24 protein-coding genes, 2 rRNA genes and 2 other annotated features are annotated in these 23,893 nt (G+C 45.6%); all 26 genes read right to left on the bottom strand.

The annotated features are described in order from the left end of the window. Positions 1-206: 206 nt before the first annotated feature. Positions 207-812, bottom strand: a complete 606-nt coding sequence (locus GNE05_RS00680; RefSeq protein WP_007410397.1) for a class I SAM-dependent methyltransferase — start codon at positions 810-812, stop codon at positions 207-209. Between the two features lie 91 nt (positions 813-903). Then, on the bottom strand, positions 904-1,275 hold the full coding sequence (gene rplL, locus GNE05_RS00675) for a 50S ribosomal protein L7/L12 (protein WP_003156436.1): 372 nt from the start codon (positions 1,273-1,275) through the stop codon (positions 904-906). A gap of 41 nt (positions 1,276-1,316) precedes the next feature. Further along, the gene (gene rplJ, locus GNE05_RS00670; RefSeq protein WP_007410396.1) at positions 1,317-1,817 is read right to left on the bottom strand and encodes a 50S ribosomal protein L10; all 501 of its coding nucleotides are present in this window, start codon (positions 1,815-1,817) and stop codon (positions 1,317-1,319) included. A gap of 63 nt (positions 1,818-1,880) precedes the next feature. Continuing rightward, positions 1,881-2,023, bottom strand: a sequence feature (ribosomal protein L10 leader region). A 48-nt stretch (positions 2,024-2,071) separates the two neighbouring features. Then, the gene (gene rplA, locus GNE05_RS00665) at positions 2,072-2,770 is read right to left on the bottom strand and encodes a 50S ribosomal protein L1 (RefSeq protein ID WP_003156431.1); all 699 of its coding nucleotides are present in this window, start codon (positions 2,768-2,770) and stop codon (positions 2,072-2,074) included. A gap of 94 nt (positions 2,771-2,864) precedes the next feature. Then, the gene (rplK, locus tag GNE05_RS00660) at positions 2,865-3,290 is read right to left on the bottom strand and encodes a 50S ribosomal protein L11 (RefSeq protein ID WP_003156430.1); all 426 of its coding nucleotides are present in this window, start codon (positions 3,288-3,290) and stop codon (positions 2,865-2,867) included. A gap of 167 nt (positions 3,291-3,457) precedes the next feature. Then, complete coding sequence (nusG, locus tag GNE05_RS00655) at positions 3,458-3,991, bottom strand: transcription termination/antitermination protein NusG (RefSeq protein WP_003156423.1); 534 nt, start codon at positions 3,989-3,991, stop codon at positions 3,458-3,460. Positions 3,992-4,158: 167 nt separating this feature from the next. Then, positions 4,159-4,338, bottom strand: a complete 180-nt coding sequence (gene secE, locus GNE05_RS00650) for a preprotein translocase subunit SecE (protein ID WP_003156422.1) — start codon at positions 4,336-4,338, stop codon at positions 4,159-4,161. Between the two features lie 32 nt (positions 4,339-4,370). After that, positions 4,371-4,520: a 50S ribosomal protein L33 gene (gene rpmG / locus GNE05_RS00645; RefSeq protein ID WP_003156421.1), complete on the bottom strand. Its 150-nt coding sequence runs from the start codon at positions 4,518-4,520 to the stop codon at positions 4,371-4,373. A gap of 85 nt (positions 4,521-4,605) precedes the next feature. Continuing rightward, positions 4,606-5,262 carry an RNA polymerase sporulation sigma factor SigH gene (sigH, locus tag GNE05_RS00640; RefSeq protein WP_003156415.1) on the bottom strand — a complete coding sequence of 219 codons (657 nt, stop codon included), beginning with the start codon at positions 5,260-5,262 and terminating at the stop codon, positions 4,606-4,608. A 62-nt stretch (positions 5,263-5,324) separates the two neighbouring features. Continuing rightward, positions 5,325-5,837: a ribosome-dependent mRNA decay endonuclease Rae1/YacP gene (rae1, locus tag GNE05_RS00635; protein WP_003156414.1), complete on the bottom strand. Its 513-nt coding sequence runs from the start codon at positions 5,835-5,837 to the stop codon at positions 5,325-5,327. Positions 5,838-5,843: 6 nt separating this feature from the next. Then, positions 5,844-6,593, bottom strand: a complete 750-nt coding sequence (rlmB, locus tag GNE05_RS00630; protein WP_003156413.1) for a 23S rRNA (guanosine(2251)-2'-O)-methyltransferase RlmB — start codon at positions 6,591-6,593, stop codon at positions 5,844-5,846. After that, positions 6,577-7,008, bottom strand: coding sequence for a Mini-ribonuclease 3 (locus GNE05_RS00625; protein ID WP_160182332.1), 432 nt, complete (start codon positions 7,006-7,008; stop codon positions 6,577-6,579). Before GNE05_RS00625 ends, rlmB begins: the two co-directional genes overlap by 17 nt. A 4-nt stretch (positions 7,009-7,012) precedes the next feature. Next, positions 7,013-8,413, bottom strand: a complete 1,401-nt coding sequence (gene cysS / locus GNE05_RS00620; protein WP_003156411.1) for a cysteine--tRNA ligase — start codon at positions 8,411-8,413, stop codon at positions 7,013-7,015. Further along, entirely contained in the window at positions 8,410-9,063 is a 654-nt protein-coding gene (gene cysE / locus GNE05_RS00615) for a serine O-acetyltransferase (RefSeq protein WP_003156410.1), read from the bottom strand. The genes cysS and cysE overlap by 4 nt, the downstream gene beginning before the upstream one ends. A gap of 74 nt (positions 9,064-9,137) precedes the next feature. Beyond that, positions 9,138-9,371: a binding site (T-box leader), on the bottom strand. 2 nt (positions 9,372-9,373) lie between these two features. Continuing rightward, entirely contained in the window at positions 9,374-10,825 is a 1,452-nt protein-coding gene (gene gltX / locus GNE05_RS00610; protein ID WP_160182331.1) for a glutamate--tRNA ligase, read from the bottom strand. Positions 10,826-10,916: 91 nt separating this feature from the next. Next, on the bottom strand, positions 10,917-11,393 hold the full coding sequence (gene ispF / locus GNE05_RS00605; RefSeq protein WP_003156407.1) for a 2-C-methyl-D-erythritol 2,4-cyclodiphosphate synthase: 477 nt from the start codon (positions 11,391-11,393) through the stop codon (positions 10,917-10,919). After that, on the bottom strand, positions 11,386-12,084 hold the full coding sequence (ispD, locus tag GNE05_RS00600; RefSeq protein WP_011996188.1) for a 2-C-methyl-D-erythritol 4-phosphate cytidylyltransferase: 699 nt from the start codon (positions 12,082-12,084) through the stop codon (positions 11,386-11,388). Before ispD ends, ispF begins: the two co-directional genes overlap by 8 nt. 12 nt (positions 12,085-12,096) lie before the next feature. Further along, positions 12,097-13,197, bottom strand: a complete 1,101-nt coding sequence (locus GNE05_RS00595; RefSeq protein ID WP_003156403.1) for a PIN/TRAM domain-containing protein — start codon at positions 13,195-13,197, stop codon at positions 12,097-12,099. A gap of 113 nt (positions 13,198-13,310) precedes the next feature. After that, positions 13,311-14,393, bottom strand: coding sequence for a DNA integrity scanning diadenylate cyclase DisA (disA, locus tag GNE05_RS00590; RefSeq protein ID WP_007615225.1), 1,083 nt, complete (start codon positions 14,391-14,393; stop codon positions 13,311-13,313). Between the two features lie 3 nt (positions 14,394-14,396). Continuing rightward, complete coding sequence (radA, locus tag GNE05_RS00585; RefSeq protein WP_160182330.1) at positions 14,397-15,776, bottom strand: DNA repair protein RadA; 1,380 nt, start codon at positions 15,774-15,776, stop codon at positions 14,397-14,399. Positions 15,777-15,869: 93 nt separating this feature from the next. Beyond that, positions 15,870-18,302 carry an ATP-dependent protease ATP-binding subunit ClpC gene (clpC, locus tag GNE05_RS00580; protein WP_007410388.1) on the bottom strand — a complete coding sequence of 811 codons (2,433 nt, stop codon included), beginning with the start codon at positions 18,300-18,302 and terminating at the stop codon, positions 15,870-15,872. Beyond that, a complete protein-coding gene (locus GNE05_RS00575) occupies positions 18,299-19,390 on the bottom strand; it encodes a protein-arginine kinase McsB (RefSeq protein WP_003156398.1) in 1,092 nt (363 codons plus the stop codon). Before GNE05_RS00575 ends, clpC begins: the two co-directional genes overlap by 4 nt. After that, on the bottom strand, positions 19,390-19,947 hold the full coding sequence (locus GNE05_RS00570; RefSeq protein ID WP_007410387.1) for a protein-arginine kinase activator protein McsA: 558 nt from the start codon (positions 19,945-19,947) through the stop codon (positions 19,390-19,392). Before GNE05_RS00570 ends, GNE05_RS00575 begins: the two co-directional genes overlap by 1 nt. Before the next feature lie 13 nt (positions 19,948-19,960). Next, positions 19,961-20,425, bottom strand: coding sequence for a transcriptional regulator CtsR (gene ctsR, locus GNE05_RS00565; protein ID WP_003156396.1), 465 nt, complete (start codon positions 20,423-20,425; stop codon positions 19,961-19,963). Positions 20,426-20,652: 227 nt separating this feature from the next. Further along, positions 20,653-20,768, bottom strand: a 5S ribosomal RNA gene (gene rrf, locus GNE05_RS00560). 50 nt (positions 20,769-20,818) lie between these two features. Then, a 23S ribosomal RNA gene (locus GNE05_RS00555) occupies positions 20,819-23,748 on the bottom strand. Positions 23,749-23,893: the final 145 nt, after the last annotated feature.

Genomic DNA, 23,893 nt, shown 5'->3' with positions numbered 1-23,893 from the left:
TAAGCATCTCTTACGATAAAGAAATACTTTTACAAGACAAAAGAAAAAAGGGTTTCTAATTAAGAAAACCACATCCAAAAACAAATACCGATTTTATTAGCATTTCCATGTTTGTATAATTTATACATGCACTATGATTATTTCAGCATATCATGCAAAATATATACATTGGCATTTTACAATATTAACATAGCTGAAAATTCAAGTCAAACTTTTTTTGCTTTTATGATATAATAGCCTTTCTTTTTTTGAACCACAGAAACTTCGTCAAAAAGCTCCTTCAGTTTTTCAATGGCAGAAGGCCCGCCCTGTTTTTTCTGTATAACGATCCACAATTCACCTGAAGCCCTTAAATGCTCAGCGCTTTTTTCAAAAATGGCATGGACAACTTTTTTTCCGGCGCGGATTGGGGGGTTTGTAATAATAGAAGCAAATGTTTGAGCAGAATCAATATTTGAAAATAAATCACTCTGATAAATTCGAACGTTTTTTATTCCGTTTTTTTCTGCATTTTCATTTGACAGCTCTACGGCTCTTTCATTCACGTCAATCATGTGCACGGTCCGGTCTGTAAATTCACCGGCGAGTGACAGACCGATCGGGCCGTAACCGCAGCCTGCATCCAGGAAGTCGCCATCGATCTCCGGCTCTTCAAACGCTTCAATTAAGACACGCGAACCGAAATCAACTTCCTTTTTCGAGAAAACGCCGCTGTCACTTGTGAATGTATAAGATCTGTTCCGCAGTGTAAATGACCATGTCTGTTTATCGCTTTTAACTGAAGGTTTTTCTGAATAATAGTGATCACTCATTATTAGAACCTCCTTTTATAATGGCACTTAAAGAAAAGCAAAGAAAAAGCCCGCCTCATAAAAGCGAGCTTCCCCTACAGGCAAGTGAAGATTACTTAACTTCTACAGAAGCGCCAACTTCTTCAAGTTTAGCTTTAAGCTCTTCAGCTTCTTCTTTCGCAATACCTTCTTTAAGTGGTTTTGGAGTGTTGTCAACAAGTTCTTTAGCTTCTTTCAAGCCAAGACCAGTGATTTCACGAACAACTTTGATAACTTTGATTTTCTGAGAACCTGCACCAGCAAGGATAAGGTCGAATTCGCTTTGCTCTTCAGCAGCGCCGCCAGCAGCAGCTCCGCCAGCTACAGCTACAGGAGCAGCAGCAGTTACGCCAAATTCTTCTTCGATTGCTTTTACTAGGTCGTTCAATTCAAGTACAGTTGCTTCTTTAACGGAAGCAATGATTTCTTCGATATTTAAAGCCATTTGAAATTCCTCCATTTGTTTTATTTTAGGGTAAAATCAGATTAAGCGCCTTGTTCTTCCTTTTGGTCTGCAACTGCTTTAGCTGCAAGTGCAAGGTTGCGAACTGGAGCTTGAAGTACGCTAAGCAACATAGAAAGTAAGCCATCGCGTGAAGGAAGTTCAGCAAGAGCTTTCACTTCTTCAACAGAAGATACTTTTCCTTCGATAACGCCCGCTTTGATTTCCAGAGCTTCGTGATTTTTCGCGAACTCGTTAAGAACTTTTGCCGGAGCGATAACATCTTCAGTACTGAATGCGATCGCATTCGGTCCAGTTAAGACATCATTCAAACCATCAAGTTCAGCTTGTTCAACCGCACGGCGAGTCATTGTGTTTTTGTACACTTTGAACTCTACGTTAGCTTCGCGAAGCTGTTTACGGAGTTCAGTTACTTCAGAAACGTTAAGTCCGCGGTAGTCAACGATGATCGTTGATTTGCTTTCTTTCAGTTTAGAAGCAATCTCTTCAACAACAACTTTTTTTGTATCAATTGCGCTGCTCATGGTTACACCTCCTGTAGATTTTGTGTAACACTTATACCGCTAGGTGATCACGACTGTGACGACGATTTCATATAAAAAGCCTCCATGTGGACATGGAGGCTGTATATACAAGCATACGTAACGTAATAGCTGTGATATATATACACCTCGGCAGGATATTAAGCCTCAACGGCCCCTGCTGTCTACGGTATAAATGACATATTATATTTTACAACATTTTGAATCATATCAGAATGCTGATCTAAAGTCAAATATTATTTTACGTTGAAAGTAGAAGCGTCTACTTTGACACCAGGGCCCATAGTAGAAGTAACGGCAACGTTTTTCACGTAAACACCTTTAGCCGCAGCCGGTTTTGCTTTCAGGATTGTATCATACATTGTTGTGAAGTTCTCAACAAGTTTTTCATCCTCGAAAGATACTTTTCCGATCGGAACATGGATGTTACCAGCTTTGTCAACGCGGTATTCTACTTTACCAGCTTTGATTTCGCCGATTGCTTTTTCCACTTCGAATGTAACAGTTCCTGTTTTAGGGTTTGGCATAAGACCTTTTGGTCCAAGCACACGGCCGATTTTACCGACTTCACCCATCATGTCAGGAGTCGCAACGATTACATCGAATTCGAACCAGCCTTGCTGGATTTTCGCGATGTAATCAGAATCGCCAACGTAGTCTGCACCGGCAGCTTCAGCTTCTTTTGCTTTTTCGCCTTTAGCGAATACAAGCACGCGCTGAGTTTTACCAGTTCCGTTAGGAAGTACAACTGCACCGCGGATTTGCTGATCGTTTTTACGAGGGTCAACCCCTAAACGAAAAGCAACTTCAACTGTAGCGTCGAATTTAGCTGTGTTTGTTTTTTTAGTAAGCGCCACTGCTTCAGCGACGTCGTAAGCTTTCGCACGGTCTACAAGCTTCGCAGCTTCAACGTACTTTTTACCTTTTTTAGCCATTTTAAAATTTCCTCCTTATGTGGTTATAGCGGAATAACCTCCCACGAATAAGGGTTGCGAACTTGTGAAAACTCGCAACCCGACAAGAAACAAATTAATCCTCGATAACGATACCCATACTGCGGGCAGTACCTTCAACCATGCGCATTGCCGCTTCAACGTCTGCTGCGTTTAAGTCAGGCATTTTCGTTTCAGCGATTTCGCGAACCTTATCGCGCTTAACGGTTGCCACTTTATTACGGTTTGGTTCACCAGAACCAGACTCAATTCCAGCTGCTTTTTTAAGCAATACTGCAGCAGGCGGAGTTTTTGTAATAAATGTAAATGAACGGTCTTCGTAAACCGAAATTTCAACAGGAATGATTAAACCAGCTTGGTCAGCTGTACGAGCATTAAACTCCTTACAGAATCCCATGATATTTACACCGGCTTGACCTAGTGCAGGTCCAACTGGCGGCGCTGGGTTAGCTTTTCCAGCAGGAATTTGCAATTTTACAACTTTTACTACTTTTTTAGCCACGAGACACACCTCCTTAAGTCCGTGATGTGGTAATAGGGTAAACCCTCCCACTCAAGGTTTCATTCTTTATATGAATGACGAAATATCAAGCTAGCTGCCTTGGATTAGTCCAAGACGTACCTTTGCTATATTATCATTAATATATAGCAATTTCAAGTTTTTTCACATTACAATTTGTCGATCTGGGTAAATTCCAGTTCAACCGGCGTTTCACGGCCGAACATGTTAACGAATACTTTCACTTTGCTCTTATCATAATCAATCTCTTCAATTGATCCTGTAAAGTTGGCGAAAGGTCCGTCTATGACTTTGACTGTCTCATTCAATTCAAAATCAATGTCGGTTTTCCGCTCATCCATGCCCATGCGTTTTAAGATGGTTTCCGCTTCGCCAGGAAGAAGCGGAGTCGGCTTTGAGCCTGAACCGGCTGATCCGACGAATCCGGTAACGCCCGGCGTGTTGCGGACCACATACCAGGAATCATCAGTCATGACGATTTCAACAAGCACATAACCCGGGAACACTTTCTTTTTGACTACTTTTTTCTTGCCGTTCTTAATATCAGTCTCTTCTTCTTCAGGGACGACAACGCGGAAAATTTTATCCTGCATTCCCATTGATTCCACACGTTTTTCAAGGTTCGCTTTTACTTTGTTTTCATAACCGGAATACGTATGAACAACATACCAATTCTTTTCCATTCTATCAGGACTCTGCAGTCCTTCCCTCCCCGCATTTAAAAATGAAGTGTAAAACAAAAAATAGGCTCAGGGCCTATGAATCCTTTTTTCAACAACACAATAAAAAACCCGCTGAACGGGTTTTGGCAAACGATATTATGATCTATTATAGCACGTATTGCTGATCATTATTCAACTATTAAACGAATTAATTGAGAAATTCCTGTATCAAGGAGGGCAAAAAAGATAACAAAAAAGATAACCGTTGAAATCACCGTGATCGTATAGCGCGTTAACTCTTTGCCTTTAGGCCAGCTAACCTTTTTCATTTCTTTCCCAACATCTTTAAAGAAACTCATCATGCGCATGTAAAAGACCTCCACAATTTAAAAAGCGAACACTATTTTGTTTCTAAATGAGCTGTATGTGAATTGCAAGTGCTGCAGTACTTCTTAACTTCTAACCGCTCAGCCGCTGATGCAGAGCTTTTCATTGTCGTATAATTACGATTTCCGCATGTTTTGCATGCCAGCGTAATCTTTTTTCTCATGTCGTTACACCTTTTCCTAAACATTCATTTATCTTAATAAAATAGCACAGTCAGAAAAATTCTGTCAATATGACACAGAAACCTGCTACAGGCTGATCTCTCTTATTTCTAAATACTTTTCAAGCTTGCGCTTCACGCGCTGCAGGGCATTATCGATTGATTTTACGTGTCGGTTTAAGTCATCTGAAATCTCTTGGTAACTTCTTCCGTCCAAGTACAGAACAAGCACCTTTCTCTCCAGATCGCTCAGCAGTTCTCCCATTTTCATTTCGATATCATCAAATTCTTCCTGATTAATAATCATCTCTTCAGGATTTAACGTTTTAGCGCCTGAAATGACATCAAGCAGTGTTCTGTCAGATTCTTCATCAAAAATAGGTTTGTCTAAAGAAACATAGGAATTTAAAGGAATGTGTTTCTGACGGGTAGCTGTCTTTATTGCGGTAATAATCTGGCGGGTAATGCATAATTCTGCAAAAGCTTTAAATGAAGTGAGCTTGTCCTCTCTAAAGTCTCGGATAGACTTATATAAGCCTATCATCCCTTCCTGTACAATATCTTCTCTGTCGGCCCCTATTAAAAAATAAGACCTTGCTTTCGCCCGTACAAAATTACGGTACTTCGTAATCAAGTAATCTAACGCATCACTATCCCCAACATGAACCTTTTCAATGACCTGCTCGTCCTCCAACTGGCAAAATTGCACTTTGTTGAACTTTCCCTTGCTGTTCTGTAGATTCACTGCGATCCCCCCGGCGCACGTAGATAGAAATATTATACATTAATGGGCGAAAAAGCGTCAACCTAATCCAGACCGCCTCGGCGCCACTTTTCAAACGTTTTCAAAACCTCTTCGGACAGCTCGATTTTACCCGGTGGTTTTTCAGAAGTGATCTTTGAAACCCGCCTTTGAATCCGGCGTTCTATCGTATCCACTTCCCTCAGGAGCTCCCGGGCGGATTTGCGGAGAGCCCCTTGTCCGAAAATCGCCCACTGCTCCGTATAATCGGAGGTTGCGACATGAATCTGTGTCGCAATATTATTCAGCGCCTGGGCAAGCTTCTCGATCCGCTCATCCGCCGTCTCATTCTCCCGTGTGAAAATCACTTCGACTCTGTGATTCGTTTGTTTTTTCTCTATGCCTTTTACCAGGTGTGCGTCAAACACCACAATGACTCTGATTCCCGTGTAGGACTGATATTCCGCCATCTTCTGGATCAGTACATCTCTCGCTTCTTCAAAACTGTTCGCTTTTAAATCCTTTAGCTGCGGCCAAGCTCCAATCATGTTGTATCCGTCTACTAACAGGATGTCCATCTGTCTTCATTCCCCTAAAGGATTGCGCTTCCGGTAGACTTCATACATGAGAAGGCCGGCCGCTACCGACGCATTCAGAGACGTGACTTTTCCGGCCATCGGAAGCTTAATGAGAAAATCACATTTCTCTTTCACAAGCCGGCCCATTCCTCTGCCTTCGCTTCCGATAACGAGCGCCAAAGGCATCTTGCCGTCCATAGAGCGGTAGTCTTCCCGGGCGGATGCATCCGTTCCGACGACCCAAATCCCCCGCTCCTTCATTTCATCAAGTGTCCGGGCAAGGTTGGTCACCTTCACGACGGGAATGTGTTCAATCGCACCGGTCGAAGCTTTTGCGACCGTCGAAGTCAGTCCGACCGCTCTGCGTTTCGGAATCACGATGCCGTGTGCACCGACAGCGTCAGCCGTTCTCATGATGGAACCGAGATTATGAGGGTCTTCCAGCTCGTCCAATATGAGAAAGAAAGGCTGTTCGTTTCTCTCTTCCGCTCTTTTATATAATTCGTCTAATTGTGCATATTCATATGCCGCCACCTGGGCGACAACACCCTGATGCTGCCCCTCAACCATCTGATCGAGTTTTTTCCTCGGTACAAATTGAATGGTGACGCCGCGCTTTTTAGCAAGCTCCATAACTTGCTGCGCCTGTCCTTTTACTGTGTTTTCCGCCATCCATAACTTATACAGCTTGCGATCTGACTTTAACGTCTCAATCACAGCGTTTTTTCCTATGACGTAATCATGTTGCTGACTCATTTGTTTTCCTCCCTGACGTCCCGACTTGTATAGCCTCAGCAATCAGCTGATTCAGTCTTTCTTCTCTTTTCTCAAGAAAAAGGTATCCGAGTAAAGCCTCAAAAGCTGTACTATGGCGGTACGTCTGTACATCTGTGTTTTTAGGCGTCGTCCCTGATTTCGCGTTTCTGCCTCTTCTCAGCACGGCTTCCTCTTCCTCCGTGAAAAAGGATTCGTCCTGAAGGCGGAACAATATGTCTGCCTGTGATTTTGCCGATACAATCCGGCTCGCCTTCTTATGAAGGTCTTTCGGTTTCGTAAAGCCCTGCTTAAGCAGGTGATGCCGGACGTATATTTCAAAAATGGCATCACCCATATAAGCAAGCGCAAGACCGTTTAACTGCTTTGAATCTTTGATTTGTTCAAATTGAAGCATCCGCTTACTCTCCCCGCTTCCAGCGAGTTCCCTGGGCCGTATCTTCAAGAATGATATTCATGCTTTTCAGCTGATCGCGAATCTGGTCTGACAAAGCAAAATCGCGATTGCGGCGGGCTTCATTTCTCTTCTCAATCAACTCTTCAATCTCTTCGTCGACAAGCTCTTCTTCGCCGAGCGTAAGTCCGAGAACAGATCCGATTCTGTCAAACATGCTGATAAAGGCTTTAATGACGTGATCCGCCGTATTGTCTTCCTGCATGTAGTAATTGGCGAGCTTCGCCAGATCAAACCAAACGGAAATCGCATTCGCCGTATTAAAATCATCATCCATTGCTTCTTCAAACGCAGTGCGGTGCTCTTCAATTTTAGCGAGCCATTCCTCATCATTGTCAGTCAGATTCGTGCTGCTAATCAAACGATGGTTTAAATTACTGTAGGCCGTCTTCAGGCGGTTAAACGCGTTTTTTGTTTTCTCAAGCAGCTCTTCCGAATAGTTGATCGGGTGGCGGTAATGAACGGACAGCATGAAAAATCTCAAAAGCTGCGGGTCATATTGCTTAATGATATCGTGCACCAAAACAAAGTTGCCGAGAGATTTTGACATTTTCTCATTATCGATATTGATATATCCGTTGTGAAGCCAGTATTTTGCGAATGTCTTGCCTGTTAATGCTTCAGATTGGGCGATTTCGTTTTCATGGTGCGGGAATGTCAGGTCCTGACCGCCGGCATGAATATCGATTTCGTCACCCAAATACTTTTTCACCATTGCGGAGCATTCAATATGCCAGCCCGGGCGGCCTTTTCCCCAAGGGCTATCCCATGAAATTTCTCCGTCCTTAGCAGCTTTCCAAAGAGCAAAGTCCAGCGCATCCTCTTTCTTCTCGCCGACACGGATACGCGCGCCTGATCTGAGTTCATCAATTGATTGCTGAGATAGCTTGCCGTAGCCTTCGAAGGCCCTTGTTTTGAAATAGACGTCGCCTTCTGATTCATAAGCGTAGCCTTTTTTAATCAGCTCGCTGACAAATTCAATAATGGCGTCCATGTTTTCCATGACCCGGGGATGAAGATCCGCTTTCCGGCATCCGAGGGCGCCCACGTCTTCAAAATACGCTTTAATGAACCGCTCAGAAACGGTCGGGACGTCCTCGCCGAGCTCGTTGGCCGCCTTAATCAGTTTGTCGTCAACATCGGTGAAATTCGATACGTATTGAACATCGTATCCTTTATACTCCAAATAGTTGCGTACGGTATCATACACAATCGCCGGACGGGCGTTTCCGATATGAATATAGTTGTATACAGTCGGTCCGCACACGTACATTTTTACTTTTCCTTCCTCAAGAGGAACGAATGTTTCCTTTTTCCGTGTCAATGTATTATAAAGTGTAATGGTCATTTTTGGTTGATCCTTTCTTTTTTATCTTCCAGTTCAGCCTGCAGTTCAAAAATCTGCTGCTCCAATGCTCTAAACCGGTCAGCAACCGGATCGGGCAAGTCTTGGTGATTGAGATCGCGTTTGATTTTTCTTCCGTTCTGAATGACGACTTTCCCCGGTATGCCGACAACGGTCGAAAAGTCGGGAACATCACGAAGCACAACGGAGCCGGCCCCTACTTTAGAACCCTGCCCGACCGTAATAGAGCCGAGCACCTTCGCTCCGGTTGCAATTAAAGCATCATCTTTTATGGTCGGATGCCGCTTCCCCTTTTCTTTTCCCGTTCCCCCGAGAGTGACACCTTGGAATACCGTCACGTTATTGCCGATTTCACATGTTTCCCCTATGACGACCCCCATACCGTGGTCAATGAAAAACCTTCTCCCGATGGTCGCGCCGGGATGGATTTCAATTCCGGTAAAGAAACGGGCAATCTGTGATATCAGGCGCGCCAGGAAGAAAAATCTCCGTTTATATAAAGCATGTGCAATCCGATGCGCCCATATAGCATGTAAACCAGAATAAGTTAAAACAACTTCGAAATAGCTTCTTGCTGCCGGATCTTGATCGAACACTGTATCTATGTCTTCTTTTAGCATTTTAAAAAACACATGCTTCCCCCCATTCTCTCCCCGCTCCAGTCTGTTTTTCCGCCTATAAAAAAAGCGCCTCTGCATGTAAACATGACAGAGACGCTTTTACCGCGCGGTTCCACTCTGTTTGAAAAACAAGTCACTGTTTTCCCAACTTAAAAGCCGGTAACGGCGGCAGCCGCCTTTAAATACTGATTTCCGCAGAAATGTTCTTCAAAGGTCTTAAGGGCGCACTTCTAAAACATGACGCATGAATCTCTCTCAGCCGATGAAGATTCTTTCTGTAATGGTCATTGTTTTATACTCTTCCCTGTCAACAATCGTATATTTAAATACTTTTCAGGCGTCTGACGGCTGTTTCTCTGCCGATCAGCTCAATGGCCTGCGGAAGCTCCGGACCGTGTGTCTGACCGGTAACCGCTACACGAATCGGCATGAACAGCTTTTTGCCTTTATGGCCTGTTTCTTTCTGAACAGCTTTGATTGAGGCTTTGATCAGCTCAGGCGTAAATTCTTCAAGCTCTTCAAGCTTCGCAGCAAATACGCTGAGCACTTCAGGCACCTGTTCCTCTTCCAGAACGGCTTTTGCCTCTTGATTATACTCGATCTCATCTTTAAAGAACAAATCAGTCAGCTCGACAATTTCAGCGCCGTAGCTCAATTGCTCATGGTAAAGAGAGATTAATTTACGAACCCATTCCTGCTCCTCGGCAGAAAGCTCAGTGCCGACTTTTCCTGCTTTTTGCAGGTGCGGCAGGGTCAGCTCAACCACTTGATCAAGATCCAGCGCTTTGACGTATTGGTTGTTGACCCATTTCAGTTTATGCATATCAAACAGAGCCGGTGACTTAGACAAACGATTTACATCAAAAATGTCAATGAATTGTTCTCTTGTGAAAAGCTCTTCTTCACCGACGGGAGACCAGCCGAGAAGTCCGATAAAGTTAAACAGCGCTTCAGGCAGGTAACCCAGCTCATCATACTGCTCAATAAACTGGATAATTGATTCATCACGTTTACTTAATTTTTTGCGGCTTTCGTTTACGATAAGCGTCATATGTCCGAAGACAGGAACATCCCAGCCGAATGCCTGGAAAATCATGATCTGTTTCGGTGTATTTGAAATGTGATCCTCACCGCGGAGCACGTGCGTCATTTTCATTAAGTAATCGTCAATCGCGACGGCAAAGTTATACGTCGGTGTTCCGTCTTTTTTGACGATGACAAAGTCGCCGATGCCGTCTGATTCAAAAGAAATCTCGCCTTTTACGATATCGTTAAATGCGATGATTTTCCCTTCCGGCACGCGGAAACGGATGCTCGGCTGTCTGCCTTCGGCTAAAAACTGCTCCTGCTCTTCCTGAGTCAGGTTTCTGTGTTTGCCGGAATAGCGCGGCATTTCCCCGCGGGCGATTTGCTCTTCACGCTCTTTCTCAAGTTCTTCTTCCGTACAGAAACATTTATAAGCAAGCCCTTTTTCAAGAAGCTCTTCATAGTACTTTTTGTAAATGTCGTTACGCTCAGACTGGCGGTACGGGCCGTATTCTCCGCCGATATCCACACTTTCATCCCAGTCCATGCCGAGCCATTTCAAATAGTTGAGCTGGCTTTGCTCTCCGCCTTCAATATTTCGCTTTTTGTCCGTATCCTCAATCCGGATAATAAACTTTCCGCCTTGGCTGCGGGCAAATAAATAGTTAAAAAGCGCTGTTCTGGCGTTACCGATATGCAAATGTCCGGTCGGACTCGGTGCATAACGAACGCGTACTTCATTTCCCATGTTCAAATACTTCCTTTCATCTCGTCTGTAGCCTCTAGCCGAATATATGTATCTATTCTACCACCAAATAGACCGGGCATCAAAACAATGATCAGGCTTTTTGGATCAGAACGGTCGCCTGAGCGGCAATTCCTTCGGCTCTTCCGGTAAACCCGAGCTTTTCTGTCGTCGTCGCTTTTACGTTTACTTGAGAGACGTCCGCCTCAAGGCCTTCCGCTATCCGTTTTCTCATAGCATCAATATGCGGCGCCATTTTCGGCTTTTGCGCAATAATCGTGCAGTCTATATTTCCGAGTACGTATCCTTTTTCTTTAACAATGTTCCAGACATGCTGAAGAAGCTTAAAAGAATCCGCATCCTTGAATTCCGGATCAGTATCCGGGAAATGCTTGCCGATATCTCCTTCACCTGCCGCTCCGAGACACGCGTCTGCGACTGTATGCAGCAATACATCAGCATCTGAATGTCCGAGCAGCCCCTTTTCATAAGGAATTTCAATTCCGCCGATGATGAGAGGACGGCCTTCCGTTAATTGATGCACATCAAATCCTTGTCCGATTCTAAACATTATGATTCCCACTTTCCGCTTTCATGATTGCTTCCGCAAATATCAGGTCATCCGGCGTTGTCAGCTTAATATTGGTATAGCTGCCTTCAACGATACTCACCTGATATCCATCAAGACGCTCGACGAGGCTGGCGTCATCCGTCCCTAAGAAGCCTTTGTTTTCCGCTTCCATATGCGCCGTCTTCAATAAAGAAAGACGAAAAGCTTGCGGCGTTTGAACGGCCCACAAGCTTGAACGATCAAAGGTCTCCGCAACCCGGGAGCCTTCCGCCCGTTTTATCGTGTCTTTCACAGGAACAGCCAGGACAGCCGCTCCCGCCTCCTCTGCTGTTTCAACGAGCTTATCGATATGCTGATGTGTGACAAACGGGCGCGCTCCGTCATGAACAAGGACGACCGATTCCTTATCAATCATTTTCAGTCCTTCGTATACACTGTGCTGACGCTCCGCACCTCCGGTAACAAGCTCAATTTCCGTCTGAATCGGAAATTGGGCCAGCAGCTGGCGAAAATCTTCCCGTTCACTCTCGTTTATCACCAGGATTATTTTCTGACAGGGTGCGTGGCTTTCAAAAACCCGCAGTGTGTGTATAATAACAGGCGCACCTTTTAAGCTGATGAACAGCTTATTTTTCCCGGCCTTCATCCGTTTTCCTTGTCCGGCAGCCGGAATAACGACAACATACTCCATATGAACTCCCTCTTAAAGAGCTTTCTCAAGCAGCTTGGGCTTGGCAAAAATCATTCGTCCCGCCGCTGTCTGCAGTACGCTGGTTACGAGCACATCAATATGTTTACCTATATAATTGCGGCCTTCTTCCACAACAATCATCGTCCCGTCATCCAAGTAAGCCACACCTTGATTATGCTCTTTCCCGTCCTTAATCACCTGCACATTCATCTCTTCGCCCGGAAGCACAACCGGCTTCACCGCGTTTGCAAGGTCATTAATATTCAGTACCGCAACCTTCTGAAGCTCACATACTTTATTTAAATTAAAATCATTCGTCACAACGACGCCGGATGTCAGCTTCGCAAGTTTGACAAGCTTGCTGTCAACCTCCTGAATGTCCTCGAAGTCGCCTTCATAAATTTCAACCGTAATATCCAGTTCCTTTTGAATGCGGTTCAAGATATCCAGTCCGCGGCGTCCTCTGTTACGTTTTAAAACATCTGAAGAATCAGCGATATGCTGTAATTCCTCCAGCACAAATTGAGGAATGACAATGACGCCTTCTAAAAAGCCCGTCTGACAAATATCTGCAATTCTCCCATCAATAATAACACTTGTATCCAAGATTTTCAGCCTTTTATCCTGTTCCTCCTGCTCCTCATCAGCACTTCCCTTTTTCTTCTGCATTCTTGCAGAAATGGAGAAAAGACTGATCAGTTCATCCTTTTTCTTAAATCCGACTTGGAAGCCCAGGTAACCGAGAAAGAAAGCCAGAAAGACCGGAATGATGGTGCTGAATATACGGTACGGAATATTGTCCAGCGGAATCACGTTTACAATGAGATATGCGATGATAAGTCCAAAAACCAATCCGAGACTCCCGAATAACAGATCCGGCACCGGAGCCCTCAGCAAAGAATCTTCAATCCATTTTACCCAATTAATCACATATTCTGTCGTCCATATACTGATGAGAAAAAAGATAATAGCACCAATTGCAGCAGACGTATATGCGTTTGTTATTAAAGGTATGTCCTGTATATTTGACAGTACAAACAATTCAGGTATTAAAAAGATACCGACAACGCCGCCCACAATAATGAAGAACGCCTGAACTATTCGTTTTAACATACCTCCACCTCCTTTTAAGTAGCATTTTTTCAGCAGACTGTCAGAGCCTACAAATTCAGAATAAACAAAAACTAACAATAATATACCCGGATTCCGACAGGTTTAAGCGATTCTTAAAGCTGTCTATCTATATAGTGTTTTTCCTGAAGGCGTTTTAAGCCTTTTTTGATTTTTTTGGCGCGCACTTCGCCGATACCCTCAACATCATCAAGCTCTTCTACAGTGGCTTCCGTTATGCTTGGCAAAAATCCGAACGCCTCAACCACATTTTCAACAATCGGCATCGGCAGACGCGGAATTTTGTTCAGCAGCCTGTATCCTCTCGGGAGCACATAATCATCAATATTGGTAGAAGCCGGATATCCAAGCAGCTTAAACAGAATGGAATCATCAAGCAGGTCATAGCTGGACATATCCTGAAGCTCTTTTAACAGCACGAACGGATCTTTGATTTTTTCTTTGACATAGTCTTTAATGAAAAGTGCCGCCTCTTCTTCCATGTCCGTAATCAGTTCAATCACCTGCAGACGGATTAAGTGGCCTTCCGTTCCGAGTTCTTTAATATACATATTGATTTCATTTTTTATTCGGAGCACCATTTCATATCGATGCATGACGGACAGCACGTCACTGAATGTCACAAGCTCCTCAAACTCTAATGCGTTTAAAGCCGTAATCGTTTTGTCTAAAATGGTTTTATACTTCTCAAGCGTTTGAATGGCCTGATTTGCCTTTGTTAAAATAAATCCTATGTCCTTTAGTGTGTACTTCATGCTGTCCTGATATAACGTAATGACATTTCTGCGCTCAGAAATGGCGATGACGAGACAGCCGGTCTGCTTCGCCACCCGTTCCGCCGTACGGTGCCTCATTCCCGTTTCTGAAGAAGAAATGGTCGCTTCCGGCATAAGCTGCGTATTCGCATAAAGAATTTTCTGGCCGGAATCACTTAAAATAATGGCACCGTCCATTTTGGCCAGCTCGTATAAGTGAGCGGGCGCAAATGATGTATTAATATGAAAACCGCCATCCACGACTTGCTTTACCTTATCATTGTATCCGACAACAATCAGGCCGCCTGTATTTGCCCGAAGTACATTCTCTATCCCGGCTCTGAGCGGGGTGCCCGGTGCAACGAACTGCAGAATTGCAGACAGGTCAAGCTCTTGTTTCGCCCCTTTTTTCTCTTTTTCCATCTATTATGATCCTCCTAATGAAGTACGAAGCGCTTCTGCAACATTTGCTACTCCGACAACCTCAATCCCTTTTGGTATTGTCCACCCGTCTGCATTCGCCACAGGTATGATCATGCGCTTGAAGCCGAGTTTTGCCGCTTCTTTTACGCGCTGTTCGATTCTTGACACCCTGCGGACTTCTCCTGTCAGACCCACTTCACCGATAAAGCAATCTGCGGGATTCGGCGGTGTATCTCTGAAGCTTGAGGCAATGCTGACGGCTACTGCCAAATCAATCGCCGGTTCATCCAGTTTGACCCCGCCGGCGACCTTTAAATACGCATCTTGATTTTGAAGCAAAAGACCCACCCGCTTCTCAAGCACAGCCATAATTAACGACACCCTGTTGTGGTCAATGCCTGTAGCCATGCGGCGCGGGTTTCCAAAACTGGTCGGTGATATGAGCGCCTGAATTTCAACCAGGATCGGTCTCGTTCCTTCCATTGACGCAACGATACTCGAACCTGATGCCCCGGCAGAACGCTCTTCCAAGAATATTTCAGAAGGGTTCAGCACCTCCGTAAGCCCCTCTTCCCGCATTTCAAAGATGCCCATTTCATTTGTGGAGCCGAAACGGTTTTTTACGGCCCGCAAAATACGGAATGTATGGTGCCGCTCTCCTTCAAAGTATAGAACGGTATCGACCATGTGCTCAAGCAATCTCGGCCCTGCGATCGATCCTTCTTTTGTGACGTGCCCGACGATAAAAATAGGTATGCCGTTTGTTTTCGCTATTTTCATCAATTCGGCCGTACACTCTCTTACTTGTGATACACTGCCGGGAGCTGAGGTGATATCACTTTGGTACACGGTCTGAATGGAGTCTACGACAACAAATGCGGGTTTCATCTCTTGTATAGCAGACGAAATATACTCCATATCGGTTTCAGATAAAACATGTAACATTTGGCTGTTGATTCCAAGTCTGTCGGCACGCAGCTTCGTTTGCTTCACGGATTCTTCCCCTGAAATGTAAAGCACGCTGCCGGCCGTATCTGCTAATTGTGCGGATACTTGGAGAAGGAGCGTTGATTTTCCGATGCCGGGATCGCCGCCGATTAATACTAACGAGCCCTTCACAACGCCGCCGCCAAGCACTCTGTTGAATTCTTCGAGCTTTGTGTGAACGCGGGGTTCTTCCGATGTTTCAATTGATGTAATGGGTGATGGTTTCTGGACGGTTTGAACGGAGTGGGAGAAAGCCGCCCGCCGATTCGCCGGCGCTTTTTTTATGGTTTCTTCCACCATTGTATTCCAAGCCCCGCAGCCCGGGCACTTTCCCATCCATTTTGCGGATTCATAACCGCATGAGTGGCAGATGAATTTTGTTTTTGATTTAGCCATATATGTTGTAAGACCTCTTCCTTATCGAATATTTCTCTATATAACAAAGTGAGGCATACACTCGCTTACGTATGCCTCATGTTTGTCACTATATTAGTTCGTTTTAGCAGTTGTTTTTACGACAAATTCGCCGTCCTCAACATCAAGAACAATGTGCTGGCCTTTATCAATATTGCCTCTGAGGAGTTCTTCTGATAACCGGTCCTCCACATGCTTTTGAATCGCTCTTCTTAACGGACGTGCGCCGTATTCCAAATCGACGCCCTCTTCTGCCACTTTTGCTTTTGCAGCATCCGTCAGCTCGATAGAGAGATCTTGTTCTTTCAGACGTTTTGTTAACTGATCAGACATAAGCGACACGATGTCTGTAAGATGTTTTTTCTCAAGGGAGTGGAAGACGATAATTTCGTCAATCCGGTTGATAAACTCAGGTCTGAACGCACGCTTCAGCTCTCCCATGACTTTGTCTTTCATGTCTTTATGGTTTTGTGATTCATCCTGCACATTGAAGCCCACATATTTGTTGCGTTTCAGCTCGCTCGCTCCGACGTTTGACGTCATAATCAGGATCGTGTTGCGGAAATCCACAGTGCGTCCTTTTGAATCAGTCAATCGTCCGTCTTCAAGCACTTGCAGGAGAATGTTAAACACATCAGGGTGCGCTTTTTCAATTTCATCAAGCAATACGACAGAGTAAGGTTTTCTTCTCACTTTTTCTGTCAGCTGGCCGCCTTCATCATAGCCGACATATCCCGGAGGAGAACCGACAAGACGTGAAGTCGAGTGTTTCTCCATGTATTCGGACATATCCACTCTGATCATCGCTTCCTCATCACCGAAAATGGATTCCGCCAGCGCTCTTGCCAGCTCTGTCTTCCCAACGCCTGTAGGGCCTAAGAAGATGAATGAACCAATCGGGCGTTTCGGGTCCTTCAGACCGGCTCTTGCACGTCTGACAGCCTTTGCAACGGCTACAACAGCTTCATCCTGGCCGATGACGCGGGAGTGCAGAATGCTTTCCATATTGAGAAGCTTATCTGTCTCCGTTTGGGCAATTTTAGATACGGGCACCCCGGTCCAGCTGGATACAACCATCGCGATATCCTCTACAGAAACTTCGGAGTTCTCCTGACCTTGTTTTTCTTTCCACGTTTTTTTCGTGTCTTCCACCTGTTCTCTCAGGCGCTGCTCCGTATCACGAAGGGAAGCCGCTTTTTCAAACTCCTGGCTCTGAACAGCAGCGTCTTTTTCCTTGCGAACTTCATCGAGTTTCTGCTCCAGCTCTTTTAAGTTCGGAGGCGTTGTGAAAGAACGGAGACGCACTTTTGAACCGGCTTCATCAATTAAATCGATCGCTTTATCCGGAAGGAAGCGGTCAGAAATATAACGGTCGGACAATTTTACCGCCGCTTCAATCGCTTCATCGGTAATGGATACGCGGTGATGCGCTTCATAGCGGTCACGGAGCCCTTTTAAAATTTGAATGCTTTCATCGGCTGACGGCTGATCCACCTGAATCGGCTGGAAACGGCGCTCCAGAGCCGCGTCTTTTTCGATATATTTACGGTATTCATCAAGCGTTGTCGCACCGATGCATTGAAGCTCTCCGCGGGCCAGTGAAGGTTTTAAGATATTCGATGCGTCAATCGCACCTTCTGCTCCCCCCGCTCCGATCAGTGTATGCAGTTCGTCAATGAATAAAATAATATTGCCGGCCTGACGTATTTCATCCATTACTTTTTTCAAGCGGTCTTCAAATTCTCCGCGGTATTTCGTACCGGCTACAACCGTACCCATGTCTAATGTCATTACGCGTTTATCACGTAAAATTTCCGGCACTTCATTATTGATGATCTGCTGTGCGAGGCCTTCAGCAATCGCAGTTTTACCGACACCCGGTTCTCCGATAAGAACGGGATTATTTTTCGTTCTGCGGCTTAATACCTCAATAACACGCTGAATTTCTTTGCTTCGGCCGATAACCGGATCAAGACTGTCTTCCTTCGCAATCGCAGTTAAATCACGCGCCAGACTGTCCAGCGTCGGCGTGTTTGCATTGCTGTTCGTACCGGATGCAGAAGATCCCGTCTCATTGCTTCCCAGAAGCTGCAGCACTTGCTGTCTCGCCTTATTCAAGCTGACACCGAGATTATTCAGAACTCTCGCGGCCACGCCTTCTCCTTCACGAATCAGTCCGAGAAGTATGTGTTCTGTTCCCACATAAGAATGTCCTAGCTTTCTGGCTTCATCCATGCTGAGCTCAATGACTTTTTTTGCTCTTGGCGTATAATGAATCGTTTGAGACATTTCCTGTCCCCGTCCGATTAAGCTCTCCACTTCTTTCTGAATTTTATCCGAACCGAGTCCGAGTGCTTGGAGTGCTTTAGCTGCAATCCCTTCTCCTTCACGAACCAGACCTAATAAGATATGTTCAGTTCCAATATTGTTATGGCCTAAGCGCAGTGCTTCTTCCTGTGCCAGTGCCAATACCTTTTGAGCTCGCTCTGTAAACCTTCCAAACATCATATCGAATCATCCTCCTGTCTATTTGCACTCATTTCTAAATGCAGCCTTTCCCTGATAAGAGCCGCTCTTCTCGCGTCTCTTTCGTTCGGCCGTAATGCACCGCCCGAATATTGCTGGAGAAAACCCGGCTGTGTCAAAATCATCAGTTCATTAAGTATATTGCTTGATAGCCCTTTGATGATTCCAAGGTCTATCCCCAGCCGAACGTCAGAAAGGCATTTCGCCGTTTCCTTTGATTCAATCATACGGCAGTTGGATAAAACACCGTAAGATCTGAATACCCGGTCCTCCAATTCAATTTTCGAGGTTTGGTAAAGCGCTTCTCGGGCTGAACGTTCCTGCTCAATCAGCTGGGCAGCCACACTGTTTAAATCATCTACAATGTCCTGTTCTGATTTTCCGAGTGTGATTTGATTTGAAATTTGAAAGATATTTCCTAATGCTTCGCTGCCTTCACCGTAAATTCCTCTAACAACTAAGCCTAATTGGTTAATTGCCGGTATAATTCGATTCATTTGCCTAGTTAATACAAGGCCCGGCAAATGCATCATGACTGAAGCCCTTAGTCCCGTCCCTACATTTGTAGGACAGCTTGTTAAGTAACCTCTCTTCTCTCCAAAGGCGTAATCCACTTTCTCCTCAATCCAGTCATCAACCTGGTTTGCCGCTTTTATGGCGTTGAGAAGCTGGAAGCCGGGGAAGAGGCATTGAATTCTGATATGATCTTCTTCATTTAACATAATGCTGACTTCTTCATTTTCAGAAAGCAGACAGCCGCCAAAAGGGGATTCAGTTAAATTCGGGCTGATCAGATGTTTCTCCATCAGAACCCGTTTTTCCAAAGGCTGAGCTTCACTCATTCTGATTAAATGAAATTGACCGATATCAGGCAGTTCTTTTCCTGAAAAATGATCTTCGAATTGCTGAATGATGGATGAGGCTTCTTCATTCGTATACCGGGCGGGAAACTTTATATTTTCAAAGTTTCGGGCCAACCGTATACGGCTGCTGAGTACAATGTCACTTTCAGGTCCCTTTTGCTTCATCCAATTGCTTAGTGCGTCCTGAATAAAATGCTTGAGCGACATTACCCTTGTTCCCCCTCACTGTCTTTACTTTTTAATTTTTGCTCTAACGATCGGATCTGATCCCTGACCTCCGCTGCTCTTTCAAACTCTTCGTGGTGTATTAAAGATTCAAGTTCTTTTTTTAACATTTCCATTTGCCGTCTTACATGCAGGTTTCCGCCTATTCGTTTTGGAATTTTCCCGGCATGCACCGTATTCCCGCTGTGAACTTTTCGCAAGATCGGCGTAATTTGGCTGTAGAACGTATCGTAACATTCCGCACAGCCGAAACGCCCTGTTTTTCTCAGCTGCTGAAACGTCATACCGCATTTCTTACAAGCTGTCCCTTGCTCTGAATAGCCGAACATTTGAGAACCGGTGTTTTGAAATGAAGACTCCATATTCAGCAGCCCTGATAATAAATTATGAATCGAGAACCCTTGGTTTCCACTTATACTGTATGAATCGCTATTTTCTTTTGCACATTGTTCACAAATATGAACTTCTTGTTTTTCTCCATTAACAACTTTCGTAAAGTGAAAAGTGGCCGGTCTCTCATTGCATTCTTGACAAATCAATCTTTTCACCCGCTTACTTTAGTTTTAAAGATGTGAGCATTGCTTTCATCATTCTGGCTCTTAGCTCATCCCGTTCGGGCAAATCAATATATAGAACTGAACGATCCATTACACTCACCATCATTTTAGCTTCTCTTTCCGAAATAACTCCGTCCTCTAACAGTCTGAGAATAATGTCATCAGAGGCTGCCTGGGACAAGTGGGTATGAATCTGCGAAATAATATTATTGATGAGGACGACTTCGTTATTCATTTTAATTTTGATAATACGAATATAACCGCCGCCTCCCCGTTTACTTTCAACAATATATCCTCTTTCACTTGTAAATCTGGTGTTGATGACATAATTTATTTGGGAAGGAACACATTGAAATTTATCAGCGATTTCACTGCGTTTGATCTCTAAAATTTCTTTGCCATTTTGATCTAATACTTGTTTCAAGTACTGTTCAATGATGTCAGAAATATTATGTCCCACTCAACCCCCTCCTTTATTGACTTTGACTATATTTGACTTTAATCTTACTATAAGGTGTTTCGCAAAATTTTTCAACTGTATCGCTCTATCTCTATTATTTCCACTTTGCACAAGCATAAAACCTGCTTTTGCAAAAAGGCATATCGTTACGTTTCTCATATTATATAACGTATGCAAAAAAACACAAAAAAGGCAGCTCATGATGAGCTGCCTTTACCGTAATGATAGCTTGGCGGCGTCCTACTCTCACAGGGGGAAACCCCCGACTACCATCGGCGCTGAAGAGCTTAACTTCCGTGTTCGGCATGGGAACGGGTGTGACCTCTTCGCTATCGCCACCAAACCATTGAGAGTGTTCTCTCAAAACTAGATAACAGTAAGCATACATTCAAATTGGTTAAGTCCTCGATCGATTAGTATCTGTCAGCTCCATGTGTCGCCACACTTCCACCTCAGACCTATCAACCTGATCATCTTTCAGGGATCTTACTTCCTTGCGGAATGGGAAATCTCATCTTGAGGGGGGCTTCATGCTTAGATGCTTTCAGCACTTATCCCGTCCGCACATAGCTACCCAGCGATGCCCTTGGCAGAACAACTGGTACACCAGCGGTGCGTCCATCCCGGTCCTCTCGTACTAAGGACAGCTCCTCTCAAATTTCCTGCGCCCGCGACGGATAGGGACCGAACTGTCTCACGACGTTCTGAACCCAGCTCGCGTACCGCTTTAATGGGCGAACAGCCCAACCCTTGGGACCGACTACAGCCCCAGGATGCGATGAGCCGACATCGAGGTGCCAAACCTCCCCGTCGATGTGGACTCTTGGGGGAGATAAGCCTGTTATCCCCGGGGTAGCTTTTATCCGTTGAGCGATGGCCCTTCCATGCGGAACCACCGGATCACTAAGCCCGACTTTCGTCCCTGCTCGACTTGTAGGTCTCGCAGTCAAGCTCCCTTGTGCCTTTACACTCTGCGAATGATTTCCAACCATTCTGAGGGAACCTTTGGGCGCCTCCGTTACCTTTTAGGAGGCGACCGCCCCAGTCAAACTGCCCACCTGACACTGTCTCCCCGCCCGATAAGGGCGGCGGGTTAGAAGGTCAATACAGCCAGGGTAGTATCCCACCGATGCCTCCACCGAAGCTGGCGCTCCGGTTTCCAAGGCTCCTACCTATCCTGTACAAGCTGTACCAACATTCAATATCAGGCTGCAGTAAAGCTCCACGGGGTCTTTCCGTCCTGTCGCGGGTAACCTGCATCTTCACAGGTACTATAATTTCACCGAGTCTCTCGTTGAGACAGTGCCCAGATCGTTGCGCCTTTCGTGCGGGTCGGAACTTACCCGACAAGGAATTTCGCTACCTTAGGACCGTTATAGTTACGGCCGCCGTTTACTGGGGCTTCAATTCGCACCTTCGCTTACGCTAAGCGCTCCTCTTAACCTTCCAGCACCGGGCAGGCGTCAGCCCCTATACTTCGCCTTACGGCTTCGCAGAGACCTGTGTTTTTGCTAAACAGTCGCCTGGGCCTATTCACTGCGGCTCTCTCGGGCTTGCACCCTAACAGAGCACCCCTTCTCCCGAAGTTACGGGGTCATTTTGCCGAGTTCCTTAACGAGAGTTCTCTCGATCACCTTAGGATTCTCTCCTCGCCTACCTGTGTCGGTTTGCGGTACGGGCACCTCTCACCTCGCTAGAGGCTTTTCTTGGCAGTGTGGAATCAGGAACTTCGCTACTATAATTCGCTCGCCATCACAGCTCAGCCTTCACGGGAAACGGATTTGCCTATTTCCCAGCCTAACTGCTTGGACGCGGATATCCAATACCGCGCTTACCCTATCCTCCTGCGTCCCCCCATTGCTCAAATGGTGAGGAGGTGGTACAGGAATATCAACCTGTTATCCATCGCCTACGCCTTTCGGCCTCGGCTTAGGTCCCGACTAACCCTGAGCGGACGAGCCTTCCTCAGGAAACCTTAGGCATTCGGTGGAGGGGATTCTCACCCCTCTTTCGCTACTCATACCGGCATTCTCACTTCTAAGCGCTCCACAAGTCCTTCCGGTCTTGCTTCACAGCCCTTAGAACGCTCTCCTACCACTGTTCGAAGAACAGTCCGCAGCTTCGGTGATACGTTTAGCCCCGGTACATTTTCGGCGCAGAGTCACTCGACCAGTGAGCTATTACGCACTCTTTAAATGGTGGCTGCTTCTAAGCCAACATCCTGGTTGTCTAAGCAACTCCACATCCTTTTCCACTTAACGTATACTTTGGGACCTTAGCTGGCGGTCTGGGCTGTTTCCCTTTCGACTACGGATCTTATCACTCGCAGTCTGACTCCCAAGGATAAGTCATCGGCATTCGGAGTTTGACTGAATTCGGTAACCCGGTAGGGGCCCCTAGTCCAATCAGTGCTCTACCTCCGAGACTCTTACCTTGAGGCTAGCCCTAAAGCTATTTCGGAGAGAACCAGCTATCTCCAGGTTCGATTGGCATTTCACCCCTACCCACACCTCATCCCCGCACTTTTCAACGTGCGTGGGTTCGGGCCTCCATTCAGTGTTACCTGAACTTCACCCTGGACATGGGTAGATCACCTGGTTTCGGGTCTACGACCACGTACTCAATTCGCCCTATTCAGACTCGCTTTCGCTGCGGCTCCGCATCTTCTGCTTAACCTTGCACGGGATCGTAACTCGCCGGTTCATTCTACAAAAGGCACGCCATCACCCGTTAACGGGCTCTGACTACTTGTAGGCACACGGTTTCAGGATCTCTTTCACTCCCCTTCCGGGGTGCTTTTCACCTTTCCCTCACGGTACTGGTTCACTATCGGTCACTAGGGAGTATTTAGCCTTGGGAGATGGTCCTCCCGGATTCCGACGGAATTTCACGTGTTCCGCCGTACTCAGGATCCACTCAGGAGAGAACGAAGTTTTGACTACAGGGCTGTTACCTCCTATGGCGGGCCTTTCCAGACCTCTTCATCTACCTCGTTCCTTTGTAACTCCGTACAGAGTGTCCTACAACCCCAAGAGGCAAGCCTCTTGGTTTGGGCTGGTCCCGTTTCGCTCGCCGCTACTCAGGGAATCGCATTTGCTTTCTCTTCCTCCGGGTACTTAGATGTTTCAGTTCCCCGGGTCTGCCTTCTCATATCCTATGTATTCAGATATGGATACCACTCCATTACGAGTGGTGGGTTTCCCCATTCGGAAATCTCCGGATCAAAGCTTGCTTACAGCTCCCCGAAGCATATCGGTGTTCGTCCCGTCCTTCATCGGCTCCTAGTGCCAAGGCATCCACCGTGCGCCCTTTCTAACTTAACCGTTAAAAAGAATCACTACGTGATATCTTGCATTACTAATTGAATGTGAATTACTTCTGTTATCTAGTTTTCAAAGAACAACATCTCGAAGAATCGAATGATCCTTCAAAACTAAACAAGACAGGGAACGTTCTGTTTATAAGACC

It is taken from the genome of Bacillus sp. AM1(2019) (genome assembly GCF_009906915.1).
Classification (GTDB): domain Bacteria; phylum Bacillota; class Bacilli; order Bacillales; family Bacillaceae; genus Bacillus; species Bacillus velezensis.
The sequence above is the reverse complement of the archived record's forward strand: the minus strand, read 5'-3'. Positions and strand labels throughout refer to the sequence as shown.